This is a genomic window from Peribacillus simplex (genome assembly GCF_001542915.1).
GTDB classification, from domain to species: domain Bacteria; phylum Bacillota; class Bacilli; order Bacillales; family DSM-1321; genus Peribacillus; species Peribacillus simplex_B.
Genome location: NZ_LNNH01000010.1, coordinates 137075 through 154670, shown reverse-complemented (window position 1 = coordinate 154670; position 17596 = coordinate 137075). Strand labels below are relative to the sequence as shown.

Here is a 17596-nt window from a genome sequence, read left to right as displayed (position 1 = left end):
ATAGCAATAAGTTTAAAGCATGTAATGGTCTGATTTCATTCAAATTACTCTTATTCTTTATTGGAAAAATGGTAGATTATAGGGAGGGGGATTTTGCCTACTTTATTGGAAGCGAGGGATCGAAGATGAAGCCGAGAGTAATCATTTACAAGAAGGTGGATCAACAAGTGTTGGATTATATCCAAAATACATGTGAAGTCGTATATTTCGAGAATCTTGATTCGCAAAATTATCCTGAATTTCTGCAAGAGTTGAAGAAAGCACAAGGGATATTAGGGTCTGGATTAAAAGTGGATAAGCATTTACTGGACCAATCACCGGAATTGAAAATTGTCTGTAATTCGTCGGTCGGCTACGACAATCTTGATGTAACGGAGCTGTCTAAACGTGGAATTATGGCGACGAACACGCCTGAGGTCTTAAATGAAACCGTCGCCGATACGATTATCGGCTTGATGTTATCTGCAGCGAGAAGAATGCCGGAGCTCGATCTATTGGTTAAGTCAGGGCAATGGACATCCTCAATGGGCGAAACATGGTTTGGAGTGGATGTGCACCATAAGGTATTAGGCATAATCGGTATGGGCGGAATAGGATCTGCCGTTACAAAAAGGGCTCGTTTTGGCTTCGATATGGATATCTTATACCACAACAGATCTAGAAATGAGGAAGCGGAGCAAAAGTTTGGGGCTACATACTGTACGATGGAAGAATTGTTAAGGGAGTCTGACTTTGTATGCTTGATGACACCACTTACTCCCCAAACCGAAAAATTGATGGGTGAACAAGAATTCAAGCTGATGAAAAAGAGCGCCATTTTCATCAATTGCTCAAGAGGGAAAACGGTCGATGAGGATGCCTTGGTCACTGCGCTCAAAACAGGTGTAATTCGCGCGGCAGGACTGGATGTTTTTGTACAGGAGCCTGTCCAGGAAGACAATCCGTTGCTGTCGATGAAGAATGTCGTTACCTTGCCGCATATCGGTTCCGCAACATCCGAAACCCGATTGAAAATGGCGATGCTGGCCGCAACCAATCTTGTATCTGGGGTAAGTGGGAAAATTCCTCCTTCCTTGATCAAAACGGGTGTACAGGTAAAGTGAGTTGTTAGCTGGCGTTTATGAATGAAGCTGGATAGCCTTTTTTAGGGCTATCCATTTTTAGTCCGCGGATGTTTGCTTCGGCATGTTCCGAAGCAAATCGTGATGCGGTGTCGCAGCAACCATGAAAGTAGCGGGAAGCGAAACGGCGAGGTTTCCAAAGCTCAGCAGACATAAAAATAACCAGTCAAGCGAGGCTCAACTGGTTACTGACTTTAGATTTGAATGTAAAAGATGATTAATTTAGGCAACTGATCGGAAATATACATTGATATAAATGTTCGATTATGATAAGTTAGTATAGAAACACATTTATGATAAATATATAAACAGTTTACCCCTTAATTTAAGTATAAGGTAAAGCTCACCTCTAGTCAACCCCTATTTTTATTTTTCGAAGGAGTGTCTGATATGAACAATGAAATTCGGCAGGAGCAGGAGCGTTTGGATGAGGTGCTCGAAACAATTAATCAACAAATCGGCAAAATAGAAGGAGAGACCTCACAACGCAAAAAAGAAGTTGTGAATATCCGTAAACACTTTTGGGATGATCTCAAGGTGAATGTGGATACATTCGATGACTACCTCGAGACCATCATCGGCTTAAGGCAACAGGCTCAAGCCTTGTCAGTAAGCGAAGGTGAACATAGATATACCTCAAAGAGACTATCGACATTGCGCCGCATGAAGGAAGCTCCCTATTTCGGACGGATAGATGTCACGGAAGAGGGGTCTTCGCTTACGGAGCATATTTATATAGGGACCTCGACCCTTACAGATCCATCAGGAGAAAACTTCATCATTTACGACTGGAGAGCCCCGATTTCGAGTGTTTATTATGACTATCCTCCCGGTCCGATGGAATACTCTACTCCCGGAGGCGTGATTAAGGGGATGCTGGAGAAAAAGTGGCAATATATCATCAAGGGTGGCGTTGTCGAATCCATGTTCGATACGAGTCTCACCATTGGAGATGAGATCCTGCAGCAGGTGCTGGGCAAGGGAAGGGATAAGCATATGCACAGTATCGTCTCCACCATTCAACGGGAGCAAAATAAAATCATCCGGAACGATCGCGGACGCCTGCTCATTGTTCAAGGGGCCGCTGGGAGCGGTAAGACATCGGCTGCCCTCCAAAGGATCGCTTACTTGCTTTATAAGAATCGAGATAAATTAAAGGCCGATCAAATCATTCTATTCTCTCCTAACTCCATGTTTAATAACTACGTATCCAATGTGTTACCGGAACTTGGCGAAGAAAATATGCAGCAAGTAACATTCCAGGAATACTTGGACCATCGTCTGGCCGACTCGTTTCAAGTTGAAGATCCTTATGAGCAATTGGAGTTTTTATTGACGGAAGCGGATGCTCCTTCCTATAGTACCAGGACAGCGAGTATTCAATTCAAGGCATCACTTCGTTTCTTTGAGATCATCAAAACATACAGACAATCACTGGAACGATCTGGAATGATCTTTAGAGGTGTAAAGTTCCGCGGGAAAACGCTTGTCTCCGCCAAACAAATCACAGAAAGATTTTATAACACAGACACCACACTAAGTTTTCATAATAAGATCGATAAGCTGAAAGAGTGGTTAGGCGAGCTGCTTGATGAAACGGAAAAGCTTGAGCTGAAAAAACCCTGGGTTGAAGAGGAAATCGAGTATCTTAGCAAAGAAGACTATCAAAAGGTATACAGCCAAATACAAAAAAAACGCGGCGATACTGAGGATTCCTTTGATGATTATGAGCAAGAGAATGAATTGCTCGCGCGGATGATCGTCCGCAAGAAATTGAAGAAGTTGCGCAAACGGATAAAAGCTCTTCAATTCATCAATATTAAAGCAATATACAAGCAACTTTTTGACGAACAAATAAGGAACGAACAATGGAAGGGCGGTAACACACCTGCCGAAAGGGAAATATGCTTATCCACGCAAAAAATGCTCGACGAAGGGAAGCTTTATTACGAAGACGCGACTCCTTTTTTGCTGTTGAAGGAGCTCATTCAAGGATTTCAGACGAATACGTCGATAAAATATCTGCTTGTAGACGAAGCACAAGATTATTCCCCCTTTCAATTCGAGTTTTTGAAAAGGTTGTTTCCTTCTGCAAGGATGACCGTGCTCGGTGACTTTAATCAGGCGATATTCGCTCATGCCAGTGAAAGGGTGAATTTCGAGACGCTTACAAGTTTATATGGAATGGATAAAACAGAAAGTATCACCTTGGAACAAAGCTACAGATCGACAAAGCAGATCATCGAATTTACACGGGAACTAATTCCTGAAGGCCATCTCATTAAGGCAATTGACCGTGAAGGAGAAAAACCTCTGCTGACCCAAGTGTCCAGCCGGGAGGAATTGCACGACAATATTGTATCAAAGGTCAAAGACTGGCAAAGTCGTAGGTACAATACGATCGCGATCATATGCAAATCTGCTGCGGAAAGTGCCGCTGCATTCAAAGCGCTAAGTCTCATCAAAGATATGAAACTCGTCCAGAGAGGGACAAATGAATATGAACAGGGCGTTGTCGTTATCCCTGCTTATTTGGCCAAGGGCATCGAATTTGATGCTGTCATCATTTATGATGCATCTGCGCAAACATACGGTGATGAAAGCCTGCGTAGATTGTTCTACACCGCATGTACGAGGGCCATGCATAACTTACAGGTATATTCGGTTGGCGAGCCTAGTCCTTTGTTGCTTAACGCTAGCGCGGACAGCTTACTTGCGACAACCAATTAACGAAGAAGCTGATTGATTTTAGGGATGTTTGACGCCTGTATAGACTTAGTTCTATGCAGGTTTTTTAAGGGTTCATTTTAAGCTCCTCCTATCATGGGGGAACGTATTAACATACAGAAAGGGGGGATCTCATTTTTAATTTATAACGGTTCGGACATAATAATCGTGGAGGTGAAGGAAATGAGCAAAAAGTCAGGAAGAGGCCGAATCGCACCAAGTGTTAACCCACAGGGACATGGAAAAGATGTCGAATTCTCCACAGAGCCCAAAAGCGAGCTTGAAAATAAGGCAAAAAAGTCCAATACAAAATAATCGTATTTAGTAAAGCAAGCCCTTCTCTTTAATCGAGAGGGGCTTTTGAAGGAGAAATGCGAGACAAAAGCTGTAGCTAGGCCCACTCACAAAACGGAATGAAACCAATTTTATTCCATATTCATACGTTTTCAAGGCTGGGAAATGTGAAAGAATATAAGGATAGGGTTACCGTTTAAAAAAATACCAAATACAGATAGCGCTGTGCTACATTAAAGATTGGATAAATATAAATGGAGAGGATCCACAGATGAAAATAAACCAATTAATAGCGAACAATATTAACGAACTGGATGCAGTATTGCCAGGCGATCAATCCTTGGGGATTGCCGGGTTATCTGGTTCAGGGAAAACGACCTTTTGTCAGGCCATAGGGGAAGAATCGAAGAAGCGTCTCGTTTCCTTATTGCCGAAGTCTGAATATCAATATTTATTTTCTGATATTATGGAAACCAATTTCAGCGCCATCAAGATGGAGGAAATGCCGCTGGTCCTTTTTCTTGGAAAATCGTCCATCTCATCCAATCCCCGTTCGACCATTGGCACCCATACTGGTGTGTTTAAAGAGATTCGTGTTTGTCTTGCTGAAAAATTCAATCTTTCTCCAGAAGTTTTTTCCTTTAATAATGCTTTAGGCTGGTGCACCGCTTGTAAAGGACGCGGCACGACGAAGAACGTCGAATGTCCGAAGTGTGAGGGAAAGCGTTACAATCCAGAAGTCGAGCAATATACGATTGAATTATTCGATCGCCCGCATACTATTTCCGATATCAACGAGTTAAGCATCGAATCGATCCTTTCACTTTCAGAGATCTTACATATTAGTGAAGCCAAACAGCAAATTCTCCAAAATATAATCAATATGAATATTGGTTATTTAAGCATGAACCGGATCATGGGGACCGTGTCAGGCGGAGAATTAACCCGGCTTTACTTGGCTGAATTCATGGCAACAAGCGAAAATACCGTGATCATCATTGATGAAATCTCCGTAGGGCTGGATCATCAGACCCTTTTGAAAATATTGGAACAGATTAAGTCATTAGGTGATAAGAATCAAATATGGCTCATTGATCATTCAGACACGGTGTTGGATAGCACGGACAAGCAATTGTTCTTTGGACCCGGCAGCGGGAAATATGGCGGCAAAATTGTGGAGGAATCACCCCGCCCCAAGCCGATCAGCTGGGAACGAAATGAGGCAACGCCAAATGAATTCTACCAATTTCATGATCTTTTTTGCCGAAATATACAAATGGAAGAAATCCACCTTCCTAAGAATAGACTCGTTACCTTTACGGGTGAGTCGGGCTGCGGGAAATCCACACTTGTCAATGAATGTATCGCCAAAGATTTTCAGGTGCGCTATCCAAAGGATAAACTCGTCATGGTCGGGCAGGACCGAAATAAATCGATTACCAGTCGCTCAACTGTTGCGACGTTTCTTGATATCAAGAAGAAGCTCACCAAATACAGGGATGAAATTGATGATATCTTTCAGCGTTCGATCGAGGATATCATCGAAGAACTGCCAAATGAGGACATCGCCCATAAGCGCTTGAGCCTATTAATCAAGCTTGGGCTTGGGTATTTGACGTTAGAGCGAAAAACCCAATCGCTATCGACTGGCGAATTTCAATGTGTTCACTTAGTTTCGGAGCTGTTCGCGAAAACGAGGAACCCGCATACGCTATTCATTTTTGATGAGCCTTCAAAAGGGTTATCGCAAAACATTTTAAATCAATTCATCGATAGCATCAGGGTCATCCTCGAGGATGAATCGGTCTCGATCATCATGATTGAACATAATCGGTATATGCTGGAAGGCTCGGATTATATCGTGGATTTCGGAAAAAGACAGCTTGAGCCAGTCCGGCATCTTGATGTTGTCAGCCATGATGAATACTATCGCCATAACAATATCGAAGATCGAGAGGAGCCCCTGCATATCTCCTCTGCACTCCGGTCAAAAAGCGGCATCCATTATTTGCAGGAAAACCAATTGGACCATTTCAAAAGGGCAGAGAACATCTATAAGGGCGGCATCCTAAAAAGCTTGTCGTCGATGGCCCGTTTAATTTATGGGGAATACGAATCTGACACGATCGCACCCGTGATCGCGATCGATCTTGAACGGCACTTGTACAGCCAATATACGTTTCTATTTGAATTGGGCGGCATGATCAATCATCTGGTCGCGTCACACCCGACCAATAAAGATACAAGAAGCTTCGATTTTTATTCTAAAGAGAATCATTGTCCAAGCTGTTCGGGCCGCCGTGTCATTGAAAAATTTGATATCGATGTTGTCATTCAAGATAAAAACGTACCTTTCTGGGATGGCTTATTACATCCAGACGTGATGGAAGTACTGAAATATTATCAATATCCAAAGCTGCAATTTTTGTTTGATGAAATCAAGAATGAGCTCGGTCACGACATGAGTAAAAGCTATAATGATATGACGGATGCAGAGAAGCAGACGTTCTTATATGGATATTGGGAAAAGTCCTTTTATGATAAAGCAGGCAAGGCCTCTCGTACTTGGGAAGGCTTCAATCTCATCATCGGACGTTATATGTTCATCTCGAAATCGATCATTAAAGAGCAGATGAAAGCATCTAAAGAGAATATCACCTGCCCGATCTGCCTTGGAACGATCTTGAACCATCATAAAAAGCTGAAATTTGCCGACATGGACATTCGTGAAATCATCCAACAACCAATGGATGAAGTCATCAAAATAGCAGGGAAGCTGCCAGAGCTGGAAAAACTAAAAGCGATTGTAGGCGGCGATATCGCATGGACGGAGGATGTTTCATTCCTTTCCCGTGAAACACAAGCCGCATTGAAAATGCTTGAGCTGGAACTGGCAAGCTTCCAAGGCTATGAAGTGGTCCTGCAAAATGCGCTGCCATTCTGGGCCGGCATCACAGGCAGCATCGAAGCCATCAGCACCAAAAACCAGATCACCATCTGTGATTTTGCCAATATTAACGAAACAAGAGAAACGATCATTGATAAATATTTCACCAATGGCAAATATAAAAAACTAACCTATGTTTATGAGGCGTTTGGCTACAAGAAAATCGTGACGCAAATCAATAAAATCAAAGCAAGTCATAAATGCCCGTTTTGTAATGGGAAGAAAGTCATTTCCGAGGATGGCCTCCATGACGGCGTCCATAAATTAACGATACCTTGTGTGAGCTGTCATGCCAGTGGCATCGATGATGAAGGACGTAAAGCGATCGTGGAAGATATCGATGTGGAAACCTGGCTGACAGGGAAGGTAAGCGATGTCGTGGCTGAAGGTGAACGTACCGAAGCCGTTGCCGATATTCCGATTTTCAACCGGATTCGTGAATTGAACAAACGTGACATGATGGCGGTTCATGCATGCCTTGAACGGAAAGCATAAATAAGACGGCAATCCAATGAAAAAAAGTCCGCCATGAACGGCGGACTTTTTATATGAAAAGATTGTTTACTTATTTTGCAGAAGTATCTTCATCATAAACAGGAAGTCCTACAGTGATCGTTGTTCCTTTATTCGAAGCGCTATTAATATGAAGCGTGCCATTCATCGTTTGGATCGTTTTGACAGCCACCATCGAACCTAGCCCTGTCCCTTTCTCTTTGGAACTGTAATAGGGCTCGCCAAAACGATGTATTTGTTCTTTGTTCATGCCAATTCCAACGTCCTTTATTTCGATAATGATGTCGTTATCATTTACATAGGAAACGATACGCAGTTCCCCGCCGCTCGGCATGGCCTCTATCCCATTCTTGATTAAGTTGAGGAAGCATTGCTTGAAATGCTGAGTATTGCCACGAGTGACACCTGGGGCCAGCTGTTCGGATATCGTAACTAAATTCATGTTTGCTAATGGTTTGATCATTTCAATGACATAGCCTATTTCACGGTCGATGGAAATGGAATCGACCTTTTCAATGGCAGGTTTGGCGAATGCCAAGTATTCACTAATGATGGATTCCGCACTATTAAGCTCCCGAACAACATGCTGGATATATTGCTCTTTTTCATCTTGGGTCAGATCGGGTGCTTTTAGCAGCTGAACGAATCCCTTCACAACCGTTAAAGGGTTTCTGACTTCATGAGAAATGCTGGCCGCAAGCTGACTGACGACCTCCATCTTTTCAAGCCGCACCATTTGTGTTCGGATTAAAATCGCATCCTTTAAAATTTCCATGATATACACAGCTAAACCGATGATGAAAGGAGGAAGAATGATGAAGTAAAAGATATACGCCTCCGTTATTCGAAAAGAAACAGACATAGCGAGTGCAAGCAAGCTTGTTAGGATGCCTAGGAATACAATCAATAAGATCGAGCTATTTAGCTTACTTTTTCTGTTATACGCATTGAATTTAGAAGAAAATAGAGCAGTAATGACGAATATAACGATATAAACCATTAAAGTAAGGAGATTGAACCCATTCATAACAAACCTGCCAGTCAAGAGAATGACCAATAGAACAGCCCCGACAGGCCAACCGCCATACAGTGTCCCGATTATAAAAGGGATTTGCCTGAAGTCATGAACACAATATTCATCGATATAAATAGGGAACTTCATACATAATAGGATCGGAATGCTCATGCATGTAGTGATGAGGACCTTGCCATACTGACATAACCTTTTGCCGTGATCTAATAAAGTGGAATAAATTAAAATGCTTACCAGGATATAAAAGAGATTATCTAGAATGTGTTGATTAATATAAGTGAAATTCATCGGATTCTCCTGAAAAATTACAATTTGGTCTACCTACAAGAATAACACTAAAAAGGAGGATTTGAATAAAGTAATTTATTGTAAGAAAGATATTTTGAAAAAGAAAGATTCCTTTGCAATGTAAGTCAACGATCGTAAATCAATCGAAAAAGGCTTTGGAATCCACCATTCCAAAGCCTTTACTTTTGTTTTACGTATTGAACCATCCATCATGACACCGATATTACTCACTTTCAGCCTTATAGCTAATCAGTTCGAGTTTCGGGCTGCTTTAGTATGTTGGTAAAACGGTATATTCACTTCCTGCGGTTAAACTGTATGGTTAAAATTACCGTGGAGGAAGGGATTAATTAACGTGTTCGTCTGTTGATATCATTATGATCTTAACATTTTGTTCTTCGAGTTTCTTTGTGTAACTTCCTGTCATATCAAAATCAGTGATTATCGTATCTATTTGATTGATTGAAGCGAATGAGGCAATCGAATTTTTATTGATCTTAGTATGATCAAGCAAGGCAACCACCTTGTTGGAGGCGCTGACCATGGCTTTTTTCAGTTCTACCTCATATACACTGAAATCCGTTAATCCTGATTCGAAAGTAAATCCATTAGCGGACGTAAACATCAGATCAATATTAATTTGGTTAAGAATATTTATTCCTAAACTGCCTTCTAAGGAAAAGGAACCTTTTTTTATAATACCTCCCAATAATATCACGGTGATATTGGGATTTTCATTTAACTCTAATGCAGTATTGATGCCACTTGTAACAACGGTCAGTCTAATTGGCATTTCTTTTATCGTGCGTGCAAGTTCAAGAGTGGTTGAGCTTGAATCGAGCATAATGCATTGCCCGTTTGAGAGAAGCTCAGCAGCTTTCTTTGAAATGGCAGCCTTTTCATAGCGATTCTTTAATTCTCGTGTAGTAAAGCTTGTATCGCTATCTTGTTTTTCGGATAGTATGGCTCCTCCATGTGTTCTTTTTAGAAGGCCTTCTTCCTCCATTTTGGATAAATCCGTACGTAATGTCGCTTCAGATACTTTAATTTCTTCTGAAAGCTCTTTTATGGTTACCCGATGCTGATCTGTTAGTTTTCCGAGTATGATTTTCCTTCGTTCTGACGCAAACATTTTTTTCATGTTATCACCTATATACCTAAGTTATTTTATCCAGTTTAGCTGCAAAAGCGGATTACTAGTCAAGTTATATATATAAGAAGCATTTATGATTCAAAAGAGGCTGAATGGAATCGACTAATTGAATTTTCTTTCAATATTATCATACATCATTTTTGTATATTTATCTAAAGTAATTGAAAATCGAAATAAAACGAAAAATAAAATGAAAATAAACGATAATAAATATTGACCATTCAATAATAAATGTAATATACTGAAAATAGAAAACAGAGAAAAACTGTAAATATTAAGAGGCTTGACTGAAAATTTTCATTTTACATCGATTATGTAAGCGTTATCCAGGAAAAAATATTCGAGGAGAGATGTTGAATGGTCCAAAGTCATGAAACAGCGGTACAAGAAAATAAAAATAATCAATCAACCCCAGCAACAATGAAAGCGGTTGTGGCTTATTCCCCAGGTGATTATCGCCTTGAAGAAGTCCCTGTTCCGCAAATCGGAGATGGTGAAATTTTAGTCAAAGTTGAGGCATGCGGTATTTGTGCCGGAGACTTGAAGGCGTTTGACGGGGCGCCAAGCTTTTGGGGAGACGATCAGCAGCCGGCATACATTAAAGCGCCAATGATTCCGGGTCATGAATTCATCGGTCATGTTGTCTCACTTGGTGAGGGAGTCAAAGGAGACTTTAAAATTGGTGACCGTATTATATCCGAACAGATCGTTCCTTGCTGGGACTGTCGCTTCTGTAACCGAGGCCAATACTGGATGTGTGAAAAACATGACTTGTATGGTTTCCAGAACAATGTAAATGGCGGTATGGCCGAATATATGAAATTCACAAAAGAAGCGATTAATTATAAGGTGCCGGAAAATCTTCCAATTGAAAAAGCAATTCTGATTGAACCTTATGCGTGTTCCTATCATGCCGTTGAGCGGGCACAAATTCAATTGGGAGATGTGGTTGTACTGGCAGGGGCTGGAACACTCGGACTGGGGATGATAGGTGCAATCAAAAAATCAGGACCTGGCAAATTAATTGTCCTTGACCTGTTTGAAGAGCGTTTAGAAATGGCGAAACAATTCGGTGCGGATATGGTATTGAACCCAGCAAAAGATGATGTAAACGCGATTGTAAAACAGTTGACGGACGGTTATGGCTGCGACATCTACATTGAAGCGACTGGAGCCCAAAAATCCGTTGAACAAGGGTTGAACATGATTCGTAAACTGGGGCGTTTCGTTGAATTCAGCGTATTTAAAGAACCGGTAACAGTGGATTGGAGCATTATCAGTGACCGGAAAGAACTTGATGTACTGGGTTCTCACCTTGGTCCATACTGCTATGAGCCCGTTATTAAAGGCATTGCTAACGGTGATCTTCCTACAGAAGGCGTTGTCACACATGAACTTTCACTTGAAGAATTTGAAAAAGGATTTCAACTGGTGAAAAGCGGAAAAGAGTCATTAAAGGTCATCTTAAACCCAAATCTATAAAACTATCATAGTCGAATAGGTTCCTTCTTCGTTTCGGAACCTGTTTTTTGGAAATGAAAAGAGATGAAGAGGAGGAAAAACGATGAATCAGGGACTATTAGGGAAGCTGGGGATGGATTCCAAAATGGCAATGGGGTATCTTGGTGTACTGCTGTTTATGATGGGTGACGGTTTGGAATTGGGATGGCTATCTTCCTATCTAATCGATAATGGATTAAGTGTTCAGCAATCTGCCCTTCTGTTTAGTGTATATGGTTTCGCTGTTGCCATTGCTGCCTGGCTTTCCGGCGTCCTAGCTGAAGTATTGGGTCCTCGCAAAGCCATGTCCTTCGGGGTGGCTCTATTCATAGCGGGAACTCTGGTTTTTTTAACGTTCGGTCTCCCTACAATGAATCTGGCAATCATGCTTCCTACCTATTCACTTCGGGGACTTGGTTACCCTTTGTTTGCCTACTCTTTCCTCGTTTGGCTGACCTATTACGCGCCGGCAGAAAGACTAGGAACGGCTGTCGGCTGGTTCTGGGTCTCGTTTGCCGGAGGATTGAATGTTCTTGGAGCTTATTACTCCAGCTTTGCCCTTTCTTATCTAGGAGAATTGAAAACGCTTTGGAGTGCCCTTGTATTTGTGACACTTGGAGCCATTATTGCCATTTCCTTAAACAAAGATAAGGAAAGTAATAGAAGGAAATTCAATTCTAAAGCGGAAGCACTTAAATATATTTCCAAGGGAATCACCATAGCATTCGAGCGTCCGAAAGTCGGGCTTGGAGGCATCGTTCGTACGATCAACACGGCAGGCGCATACGGATTTGTTGTGTTTCTTCCAGCTTATATGATGGAAATTGGATTTACCCGAACTGAATGGTTACAGATTTATGGTGCATTATGGTCCAGTAATGTGATTTTTAACCTGATATGGGGTATTATCGGCGATAAATTCGGTTGGCGCAACACAGTTATGTGGTTTGGCGGTGTAGGATGTGCTGTATTCACAGCGGCACTCTATTATACTCCTTTTTTTCTTGGAGCGAATTACATGGCGGCAACACTTGTTGCCATTTGTTTCGGTGCTTGTCTTGCTGCATACGTGCCCCTTTCCGCATTGATCCCATCACTAGCCCCGGAAAACCGCGGAGCTGCAATGTCCATTCTGAACCTGGGTGCTGGTCTGAGTACATTCGTTGGTCCGGCTCTTGTCGGTCTTTTCATTGGAAGTGTCGGAACTGTAGGCATCATTTGGATCTATACAGGATTGTATTTGATCAGTGCGTTCATGATGAAATTTGTTACATTACCTAAAAAAATAGAAACAGAAACAGTGGATACGTCTTCTAACATGCCAGTAGTGCAATGATTGAACGATCATCATCATTTTCTATCGAATTCACCCGTGAACAAAGATATATGCAAACGAATGATAATATTTATCGATTCAATAATGAAAAAAATGAAGTGGAGAATGATGATAATAAAGCGGAAATAACATGAAAGGGCGTTGTATAATGAAAATTGGGTTAGGTTCTGATCATAATGCTTTTAATATGAAAGATAGTTTGAAAGATTATATTCAAGAATTGGGACACGAAGTTGTGGATTACGGTTCTGAAGATTCATGTACCGAGATTGATTATCCAGGAGTAGCTTTTCAGGTAGCTAATGACATTAATGAGCAAAAATTGGATCGTGCCATTTTAGTTTGTGGTACAGGTATCGGAATGGCGATTGCGGCAGGAAAAGTCCCAGGTATTCGTGCAGCTCTTTGCCATGACACATATTCAGCGGAACGTTCGCAAAAAAGTAACGATGCACAAGTGTTAACAATGGGTGCAAAGGTGATTGGAATCGAACCAGCTAAAAATATAGTGAAGGTGTATTTAGAGTCTGAATTTCCGGGTGGTAACTCAGCAAGAAAAGTTCAGCAAATAATGGATAAAGAGCAGGATTTTTTGAAAGGAGCTGCAGCAAAACATGAAAAAGCTCATTAATGATCCAATGAGAGTTGTGGAAGAAATGATTGAAGGATATGCAAAAGCTTATCCGAAACATGTAAGGCAATTAGCTGAAAACGACCGTGCACTTATTACGGCGAAGGAAACAAGAGACGGAAAAGTAGGCGTTCTCATCGGCGGTGGATCGGGCCACGAACCAGCATTTATTGGGTATGTGGGTGATGGCATGGCTGATGGTGTTGCCGTAGGGAATATTTTTTCTTCTCCTCCTCCGGATCCCATTTTGGAAGCGACGAAAGCCATTGATAAAGGAAAAGGCGTTATTTATATATATGGCAACTATGCAGGGGACGTAATGAACTTCGGCATGGCGGCAGAACTGGCTGATCTTGAAAGCGATATCCGTGTTGGTTCCGTGCTTGTAACGGATGATGTAGCTTCCGCGCCAAAAGAAGAAAAACAAAAACGCAGAGGGATCGCAGGGGAATTTTTCGTCACGAAGGCAGCGGGGGCTGCAGCTGATAAAGGATATAACTTGGCTGATGTTGTACGAGTGGCTCAAAAAGCAAACGATTACACACGGACAATGGGCGTCGGTTTAACACCGTGTTCACTACCACAAACAGGAAAGCCGAGCTTTGAACTTGCTGATAACGAAATGGAAATCGGTCTTGGTCACCACGGTGAACCTGGACTCGAAAAAGGTGACTTGCTGCCGGCTGATCAGGTGGTCGAACGCCTTATGCATGACATTTTGATAGACATGCCAGTTGTATCAGGAGAAAAAGTAGCTGTTCTTGTAAACGGATTAGGCTCCACTACAAACATGGAACTATATATAATGTTCAGACGTGTAGAACAAATTTTAAGTGACAAAGGCATTATAATACACCGTTCCTATGTAGGAAGCTACAGCACATCTCTTGAAATGGGCGGTGCGTCTGTTACCATTACAAAATTAGATGAAGAATTGGCAGAATTTATAGACCACCCTGCAGACTGTCCAATGTATGTCCAAATATAAGGAGGAGCTAGCGATGAAGATAACAGCTGCAGAATTCAAGGCCTTTTTGAAAAACGTTGTAACGATGATTGAAGAACAAAAAGATTACTTGTGTGAATTAGACCGGAAGCTGGGTGACGGCGATCATGGAGTCACGATGTCCATTGGCTGGCAGGCGGTTAACGAAAAACTGGATGGCGAACTGAAAGACGAGCAGGACTGCTCAAGAATTAGCATTTTAGCAGGCCGTACGTTTTTAAGTGCTGTCGGTTCATCTGTTGGTCCTCTATATGCAACTGGTTTTATGAGGGGTGCGAAAGCATTTCAAGGAAAGTTGGAACTTGGAGATCAAGAATTAAAGGATTTCTGGGTGGCTTTTGTGGATGGAATCAAGGAACGGGGCAAAGCGGAAGTTGGCGATAAAACGATGATAGATACACTGCATCCAGCAGCTGAAAGCTTGCAATCGAATTTTGCACATACGAATGACTTCGTTGCCTCTTTTACGGAAGCGGTGAAAGCGGCAGAGCTAGGAATGGAGTCAACAAAAGGATTGCTTTCTAAGCGCGGGCGTTCAAGCCGTCTTGGTGAACGCTCACTTGGGACGAAGGATCCTGGTGCCGCTTCTTCTTACATGATTCTTAACACTTTTTTAACAACCATTAAATCGGCTCAAACAGTATAATTCAACACATCCAATAAAAAAAATTCACCGCATATCGAAAATATTTTGATTGTTTCGACTTATGGAAATGCCAAAATATGCGGGTGAATCTCGCTTATAAATGAATAAAAATACACAATTATGAATAACGAAGGGGCTGATTCGTGTTGTCTATTGTGAACGTTAAGCAAAAAGAAGATGTTCAATCACTAGCCGGTGACTTTTTGGCCGTCGCTCAAAAAGCGGCAATTGCGGCCTATCCTTGGATTGGAAAAGGCAATAAAATCGGTACGGACCAAGCTGGAACGACAGCAATGCGCGATGAGATGAACCGCATAAATATGAATGCATCAATTGTCATTGGCGAAGGTGAAATGGATGAAGCACCGATGCTGTACATCGGTGAGAATCTTGGTGCCGGCACTGAACCTCAAGTGGATATTGCCGTTGACCCAATAGAAGGGACGACCCTCGTTTCAAAAGGGCAAGATAATTCGCTAGCAGTTATTGCTGTAGCTAAACGTGGTACCCTCTTGCATGCACCGGATATGTATATGGAAAAAATGGCAGTCGGCCCGGAGGCGAAGGGCTGTATCAATATCGAAGCGTCCCTTACAGAAAACATGAAGTCCGTCGCAAAGGTACTTGGCAAGGATGTAAGTGAACTGACAGTCATGATGCAGGAACGTACGCGTCACAATCATTTAATGAAACAAGTATTTAATCTCGGAGCAAAAGTTCGATTATTTTCAGATGTGGATATTACAGGAGCAATAGCTACAGCGGTTGACGAATTGGATGTCGATATCCTTGTCGGAACAGGCGGTGCCCCTGAGGGTGTGATTGCTGCAGTTGCATTGAAATGTCTTGGCGGTGATTTCCAAGGTCGACTTGTTCCCAAATCTGAAAAGGAACTTGTACGATGTAAGAAGATGGGGATTGCCAACCCTCATGCTCTGTTGACGATGGATGACATCGTGAAATCCCATGATTGTTTCTTTGTCGCAACAGGGATTACAGACGGACCTTTATTAAAAGGTGTCCGCAAAAGGAACCATAAGCTGATAACACACTCTTTCGTTGCGACAGCGGAGCAGTCGCAGTTTATCGAAGCGCGCCACAAAGTTCCATTCATTTGAAATTGGAGGAACCGACAAGACTACTGCACTAACACGTCAAGAGTTACCGACGCTTGTAAGAGCAGGCATATGAAAGTGTGAAGTGCGGAGTTTATGTTTTAGCTGATCAAAAGAAACGGCGTTAGCTAGCTACTTGCCTCCAATTCTGAAGTGGCTCTTGCTGTTGCAGCTCAACATACACTAGGAAAAGAAGGTTTTGAAGTTACTGTTGTCAGTATGCCAAGCTGGGATCGGTTTGAACAACATTCCAATGAGTATAATACCTTATGTCAAATCGTAAAAGGACACTTTTACGATTTTTTTGATTTTACCTTCTTCTTTAAATTAAACTGTTTGGATTTTCCTGAAAAAGTAAATATAATCGAGATAGAGGTGATGTTCAGTGAAATCGTGGAAAAAAGAGATCGAAATAAACGCTCCGATCGAACATGTATGGAGGTATCTTGACGGTTCTGTAGAAAATATGCAAAAAATCATGCCCCAAGTGATTGAACAAAAGCCCATCAAAATAACGGAGGAAGTGGTCGGGAGCATATATCGCCAAAAATATAGAGAAGGCAAACGAACAGAAGAATATGATATCGAAACACTCGCCTATACCAATGAAGCGGATGAGAAAAAGCTAAAAGTAGGCTTCATCCTTGCCAAAATGTTTGAAATTACAGCTTTATACGAAATGAATAAAATCAATGACAGCAGAACTTCCTTTACATACACAGTCAGCAGCCGCCCGTTAAAATGGTACCTGAAATGGTTATTACTATTCGCCACCGATAAAGTGGTCGTTGAATTTTTGGACCGTGTCAAGAATGTAGCTGAAGCGGAGTCCAGTGGAGGATGAATAAGGTTACTTAAGATGCAATCAATTAATATTCATTCATTCATTCATACTCTATCAAACCCTTGGCACTTCTAGTGTCAGGGGCTTTTTATTTGTGGGGGAAGGTAGAGCAGGATAAACCATATAAAGAAGTTGAAGAATAGCCTATTTAATTTTATTTGAAATTTGCTGGGGGGAAGAATCCAACTTGAAAGACATGGTCCGAGTTGGATTCTTTTTGTTGTAAATAGTTCTGGATGGAGGTCGCTTTTATACTTTCCTAGTGGCCACTTCAAATTCAAGGGACAAATTGGTCTCCATTTGCTAGCGGGACAGATTAGAAGAAAAAGGTTCAAGGTACTTGGGTAAATAGAACGTATTTTTATAATATTTTATTGCTGAATAGCATTTGTAATAGGGGAGATAGGAGTATATGATTAAATATCAGAATATTATGTATGTT

General features: G+C 41.7%; 14 protein-coding genes and 1 pseudogene. 13 read left to right on the top strand and 2 right to left on the bottom strand.

What is annotated here, in order from left to right:
* The first annotated feature begins 125 nt into the window (after positions 1-125).
* The 4 genes from AS888_RS03365 (at position 126) to AS888_RS03350 (ending at position 7584) form a co-directional block, all read left to right on the top strand.
* On the top strand, positions 126-1103 hold the full coding sequence (locus tag AS888_RS03365) for a 2-hydroxyacid dehydrogenase (RefSeq protein WP_061141045.1): 978 nt from the start codon (positions 126-128) through the stop codon (positions 1101-1103).
* 408 nt (positions 1104-1511) lie between these two features.
* Positions 1512-3851, top strand: coding sequence for an RNA polymerase recycling motor HelD (helD, locus tag AS888_RS03360; protein WP_061140779.1), 2340 nt, complete (start codon positions 1512-1514; stop codon positions 3849-3851).
* Positions 3852-4031: 180 nt separating this feature from the next.
* On the top strand, positions 4032-4163 hold the full coding sequence (gene sspL / locus AS888_RS03355) for a small, acid-soluble spore protein L (protein WP_061140778.1): 132 nt from the start codon (positions 4032-4034) through the stop codon (positions 4161-4163).
* Positions 4164-4413: 250 nt separating this feature from the next.
* Positions 4414-7584: an ATP-binding cassette domain-containing protein gene (locus AS888_RS03350; RefSeq protein ID WP_061140777.1), complete on the top strand. Its 3171-nt coding sequence runs from the start codon at positions 4414-4416 to the stop codon at positions 7582-7584.
* A 70-nt stretch (positions 7585-7654) separates the two neighbouring features.
* Here the strand turns inward: AS888_RS03350 and AS888_RS03345 are convergent, their stop codons facing one another.
* Complete coding sequence (locus AS888_RS03345) at positions 7655-8923, bottom strand: ATP-binding protein (RefSeq protein WP_061140776.1); 1269 nt, start codon at positions 8921-8923, stop codon at positions 7655-7657.
* A gap of 346 nt (positions 8924-9269) precedes the next feature.
* Positions 9270-10064, bottom strand: coding sequence for a DeoR/GlpR family DNA-binding transcription regulator (locus AS888_RS03340; RefSeq protein WP_061140775.1), 795 nt, complete (start codon positions 10062-10064; stop codon positions 9270-9272).
* A 369-nt stretch (positions 10065-10433) separates the two neighbouring features.
* Between AS888_RS03340 and AS888_RS03335 the strand changes: the two genes are divergently transcribed.
* The 9 genes and pseudogenes from AS888_RS03335 to AS888_RS03305 all read left to right on the top strand — a co-directional run bounded on the left by AS888_RS03335 (position 10434) and on the right by AS888_RS03305 (position 17154).
* Complete coding sequence (locus AS888_RS03335) at positions 10434-11558, top strand: MDR/zinc-dependent alcohol dehydrogenase-like family protein (RefSeq protein ID WP_061140774.1); 1125 nt, start codon at positions 10434-10436, stop codon at positions 11556-11558.
* A gap of 82 nt (positions 11559-11640) precedes the next feature.
* Positions 11641-12912 (top strand): MFS transporter, encoded by a 1272-nt coding sequence (locus tag AS888_RS03330; RefSeq protein WP_061140773.1) that lies wholly within the window; start codon positions 11641-11643, stop codon positions 12910-12912.
* The gene (locus AS888_RS26285; protein WP_155645364.1) at positions 12909-13046 is read left to right on the top strand and encodes a hypothetical protein; all 138 of its coding nucleotides are present in this window, start codon (positions 12909-12911) and stop codon (positions 13044-13046) included. Before AS888_RS03330 ends, AS888_RS26285 begins: the two co-directional genes overlap by 4 nt.
* Positions 13047-13060: 14 nt before the next feature.
* Complete coding sequence (rpiB, locus tag AS888_RS03325) at positions 13061-13543, top strand: ribose 5-phosphate isomerase B (RefSeq protein WP_061141044.1); 483 nt, start codon at positions 13061-13063, stop codon at positions 13541-13543.
* On the top strand, positions 13527-14531 hold the full coding sequence (locus tag AS888_RS03320; RefSeq protein WP_061140772.1) for a dihydroxyacetone kinase subunit DhaK: 1005 nt from the start codon (positions 13527-13529) through the stop codon (positions 14529-14531). Before rpiB ends, AS888_RS03320 begins: the two co-directional genes overlap by 17 nt.
* Before the next feature lie 13 nt (positions 14532-14544).
* Entirely contained in the window at positions 14545-15195 is a 651-nt protein-coding gene (gene dhaL, locus AS888_RS03315) for a dihydroxyacetone kinase subunit DhaL (RefSeq protein ID WP_061140771.1), read from the top strand.
* Between the two features lie 152 nt (positions 15196-15347).
* Positions 15348-16313 (top strand): class II fructose-bisphosphatase, encoded by a 966-nt coding sequence (gene glpX / locus AS888_RS03310; RefSeq protein ID WP_185113030.1) that lies wholly within the window; start codon positions 15348-15350, stop codon positions 16311-16313.
* A gap of 129 nt (positions 16314-16442) precedes the next feature.
* Positions 16443-16571 (top strand): annotated as a pseudogene (locus tag AS888_RS27100) (transketolase-like TK C-terminal-containing protein); the annotation flags it as partial.
* A gap of 124 nt (positions 16572-16695) precedes the next feature.
* Positions 16696-17154, top strand: coding sequence for an SRPBCC family protein (locus AS888_RS03305; RefSeq protein WP_061140770.1), 459 nt, complete (start codon positions 16696-16698; stop codon positions 17152-17154).
* Positions 17155-17596 lie beyond the last annotated feature (442 nt).

Bases quoted from the DNA above. Each gene is read 5' to 3' on its own strand.
- AS888_RS03340 (WP_061140775.1), bottom strand. From the start codon at position 10,064: ATGAAAAAAATGTTTGCGTCAGAACGAAGGAAAATCATACTCGGAAAA.
- dhaL (WP_061140771.1), top strand. From the start codon at position 14,545: ATGAAGATAACAGCTGCAGAATTCAAGGCCTTTTTGAAAAACGTTGTA.
- AS888_RS03335 (WP_061140774.1), top strand. From the start codon at position 10,434: ATGGTCCAAAGTCATGAAACAGCGGTACAAGAAAATAAAAATAATCAA.
- AS888_RS26285 (WP_155645364.1), top strand. From the start codon at position 12,909: ATGATTGAACGATCATCATCATTTTCTATCGAATTCACCCGTGAACAA.
- AS888_RS03330 (WP_061140773.1), top strand. From the start codon at position 11,641: ATGAATCAGGGACTATTAGGGAAGCTGGGGATGGATTCCAAAATGGCA.
- rpiB (WP_061141044.1), top strand. From the start codon at position 13,061: ATGAAAATTGGGTTAGGTTCTGATCATAATGCTTTTAATATGAAAGAT.
- AS888_RS03350 (WP_061140777.1), top strand. From the start codon at position 4,414: ATGAAAATAAACCAATTAATAGCGAACAATATTAACGAACTGGATGCA.
- helD (WP_061140779.1), top strand. From the start codon at position 1,512: ATGAACAATGAAATTCGGCAGGAGCAGGAGCGTTTGGATGAGGTGCTC.
- AS888_RS03365 (WP_061141045.1), top strand. From the start codon at position 126: ATGAAGCCGAGAGTAATCATTTACAAGAAGGTGGATCAACAAGTGTTG.
- sspL (WP_061140778.1), top strand. From the start codon at position 4,032: ATGAGCAAAAAGTCAGGAAGAGGCCGAATCGCACCAAGTGTTAACCCA.
- AS888_RS03345 (WP_061140776.1), bottom strand. From the start codon at position 8,923: ATGAATTTCACTTATATTAATCAACACATTCTAGATAATCTCTTTTAT.
- AS888_RS03320 (WP_061140772.1), top strand. From the start codon at position 13,527: ATGAAAAAGCTCATTAATGATCCAATGAGAGTTGTGGAAGAAATGATT.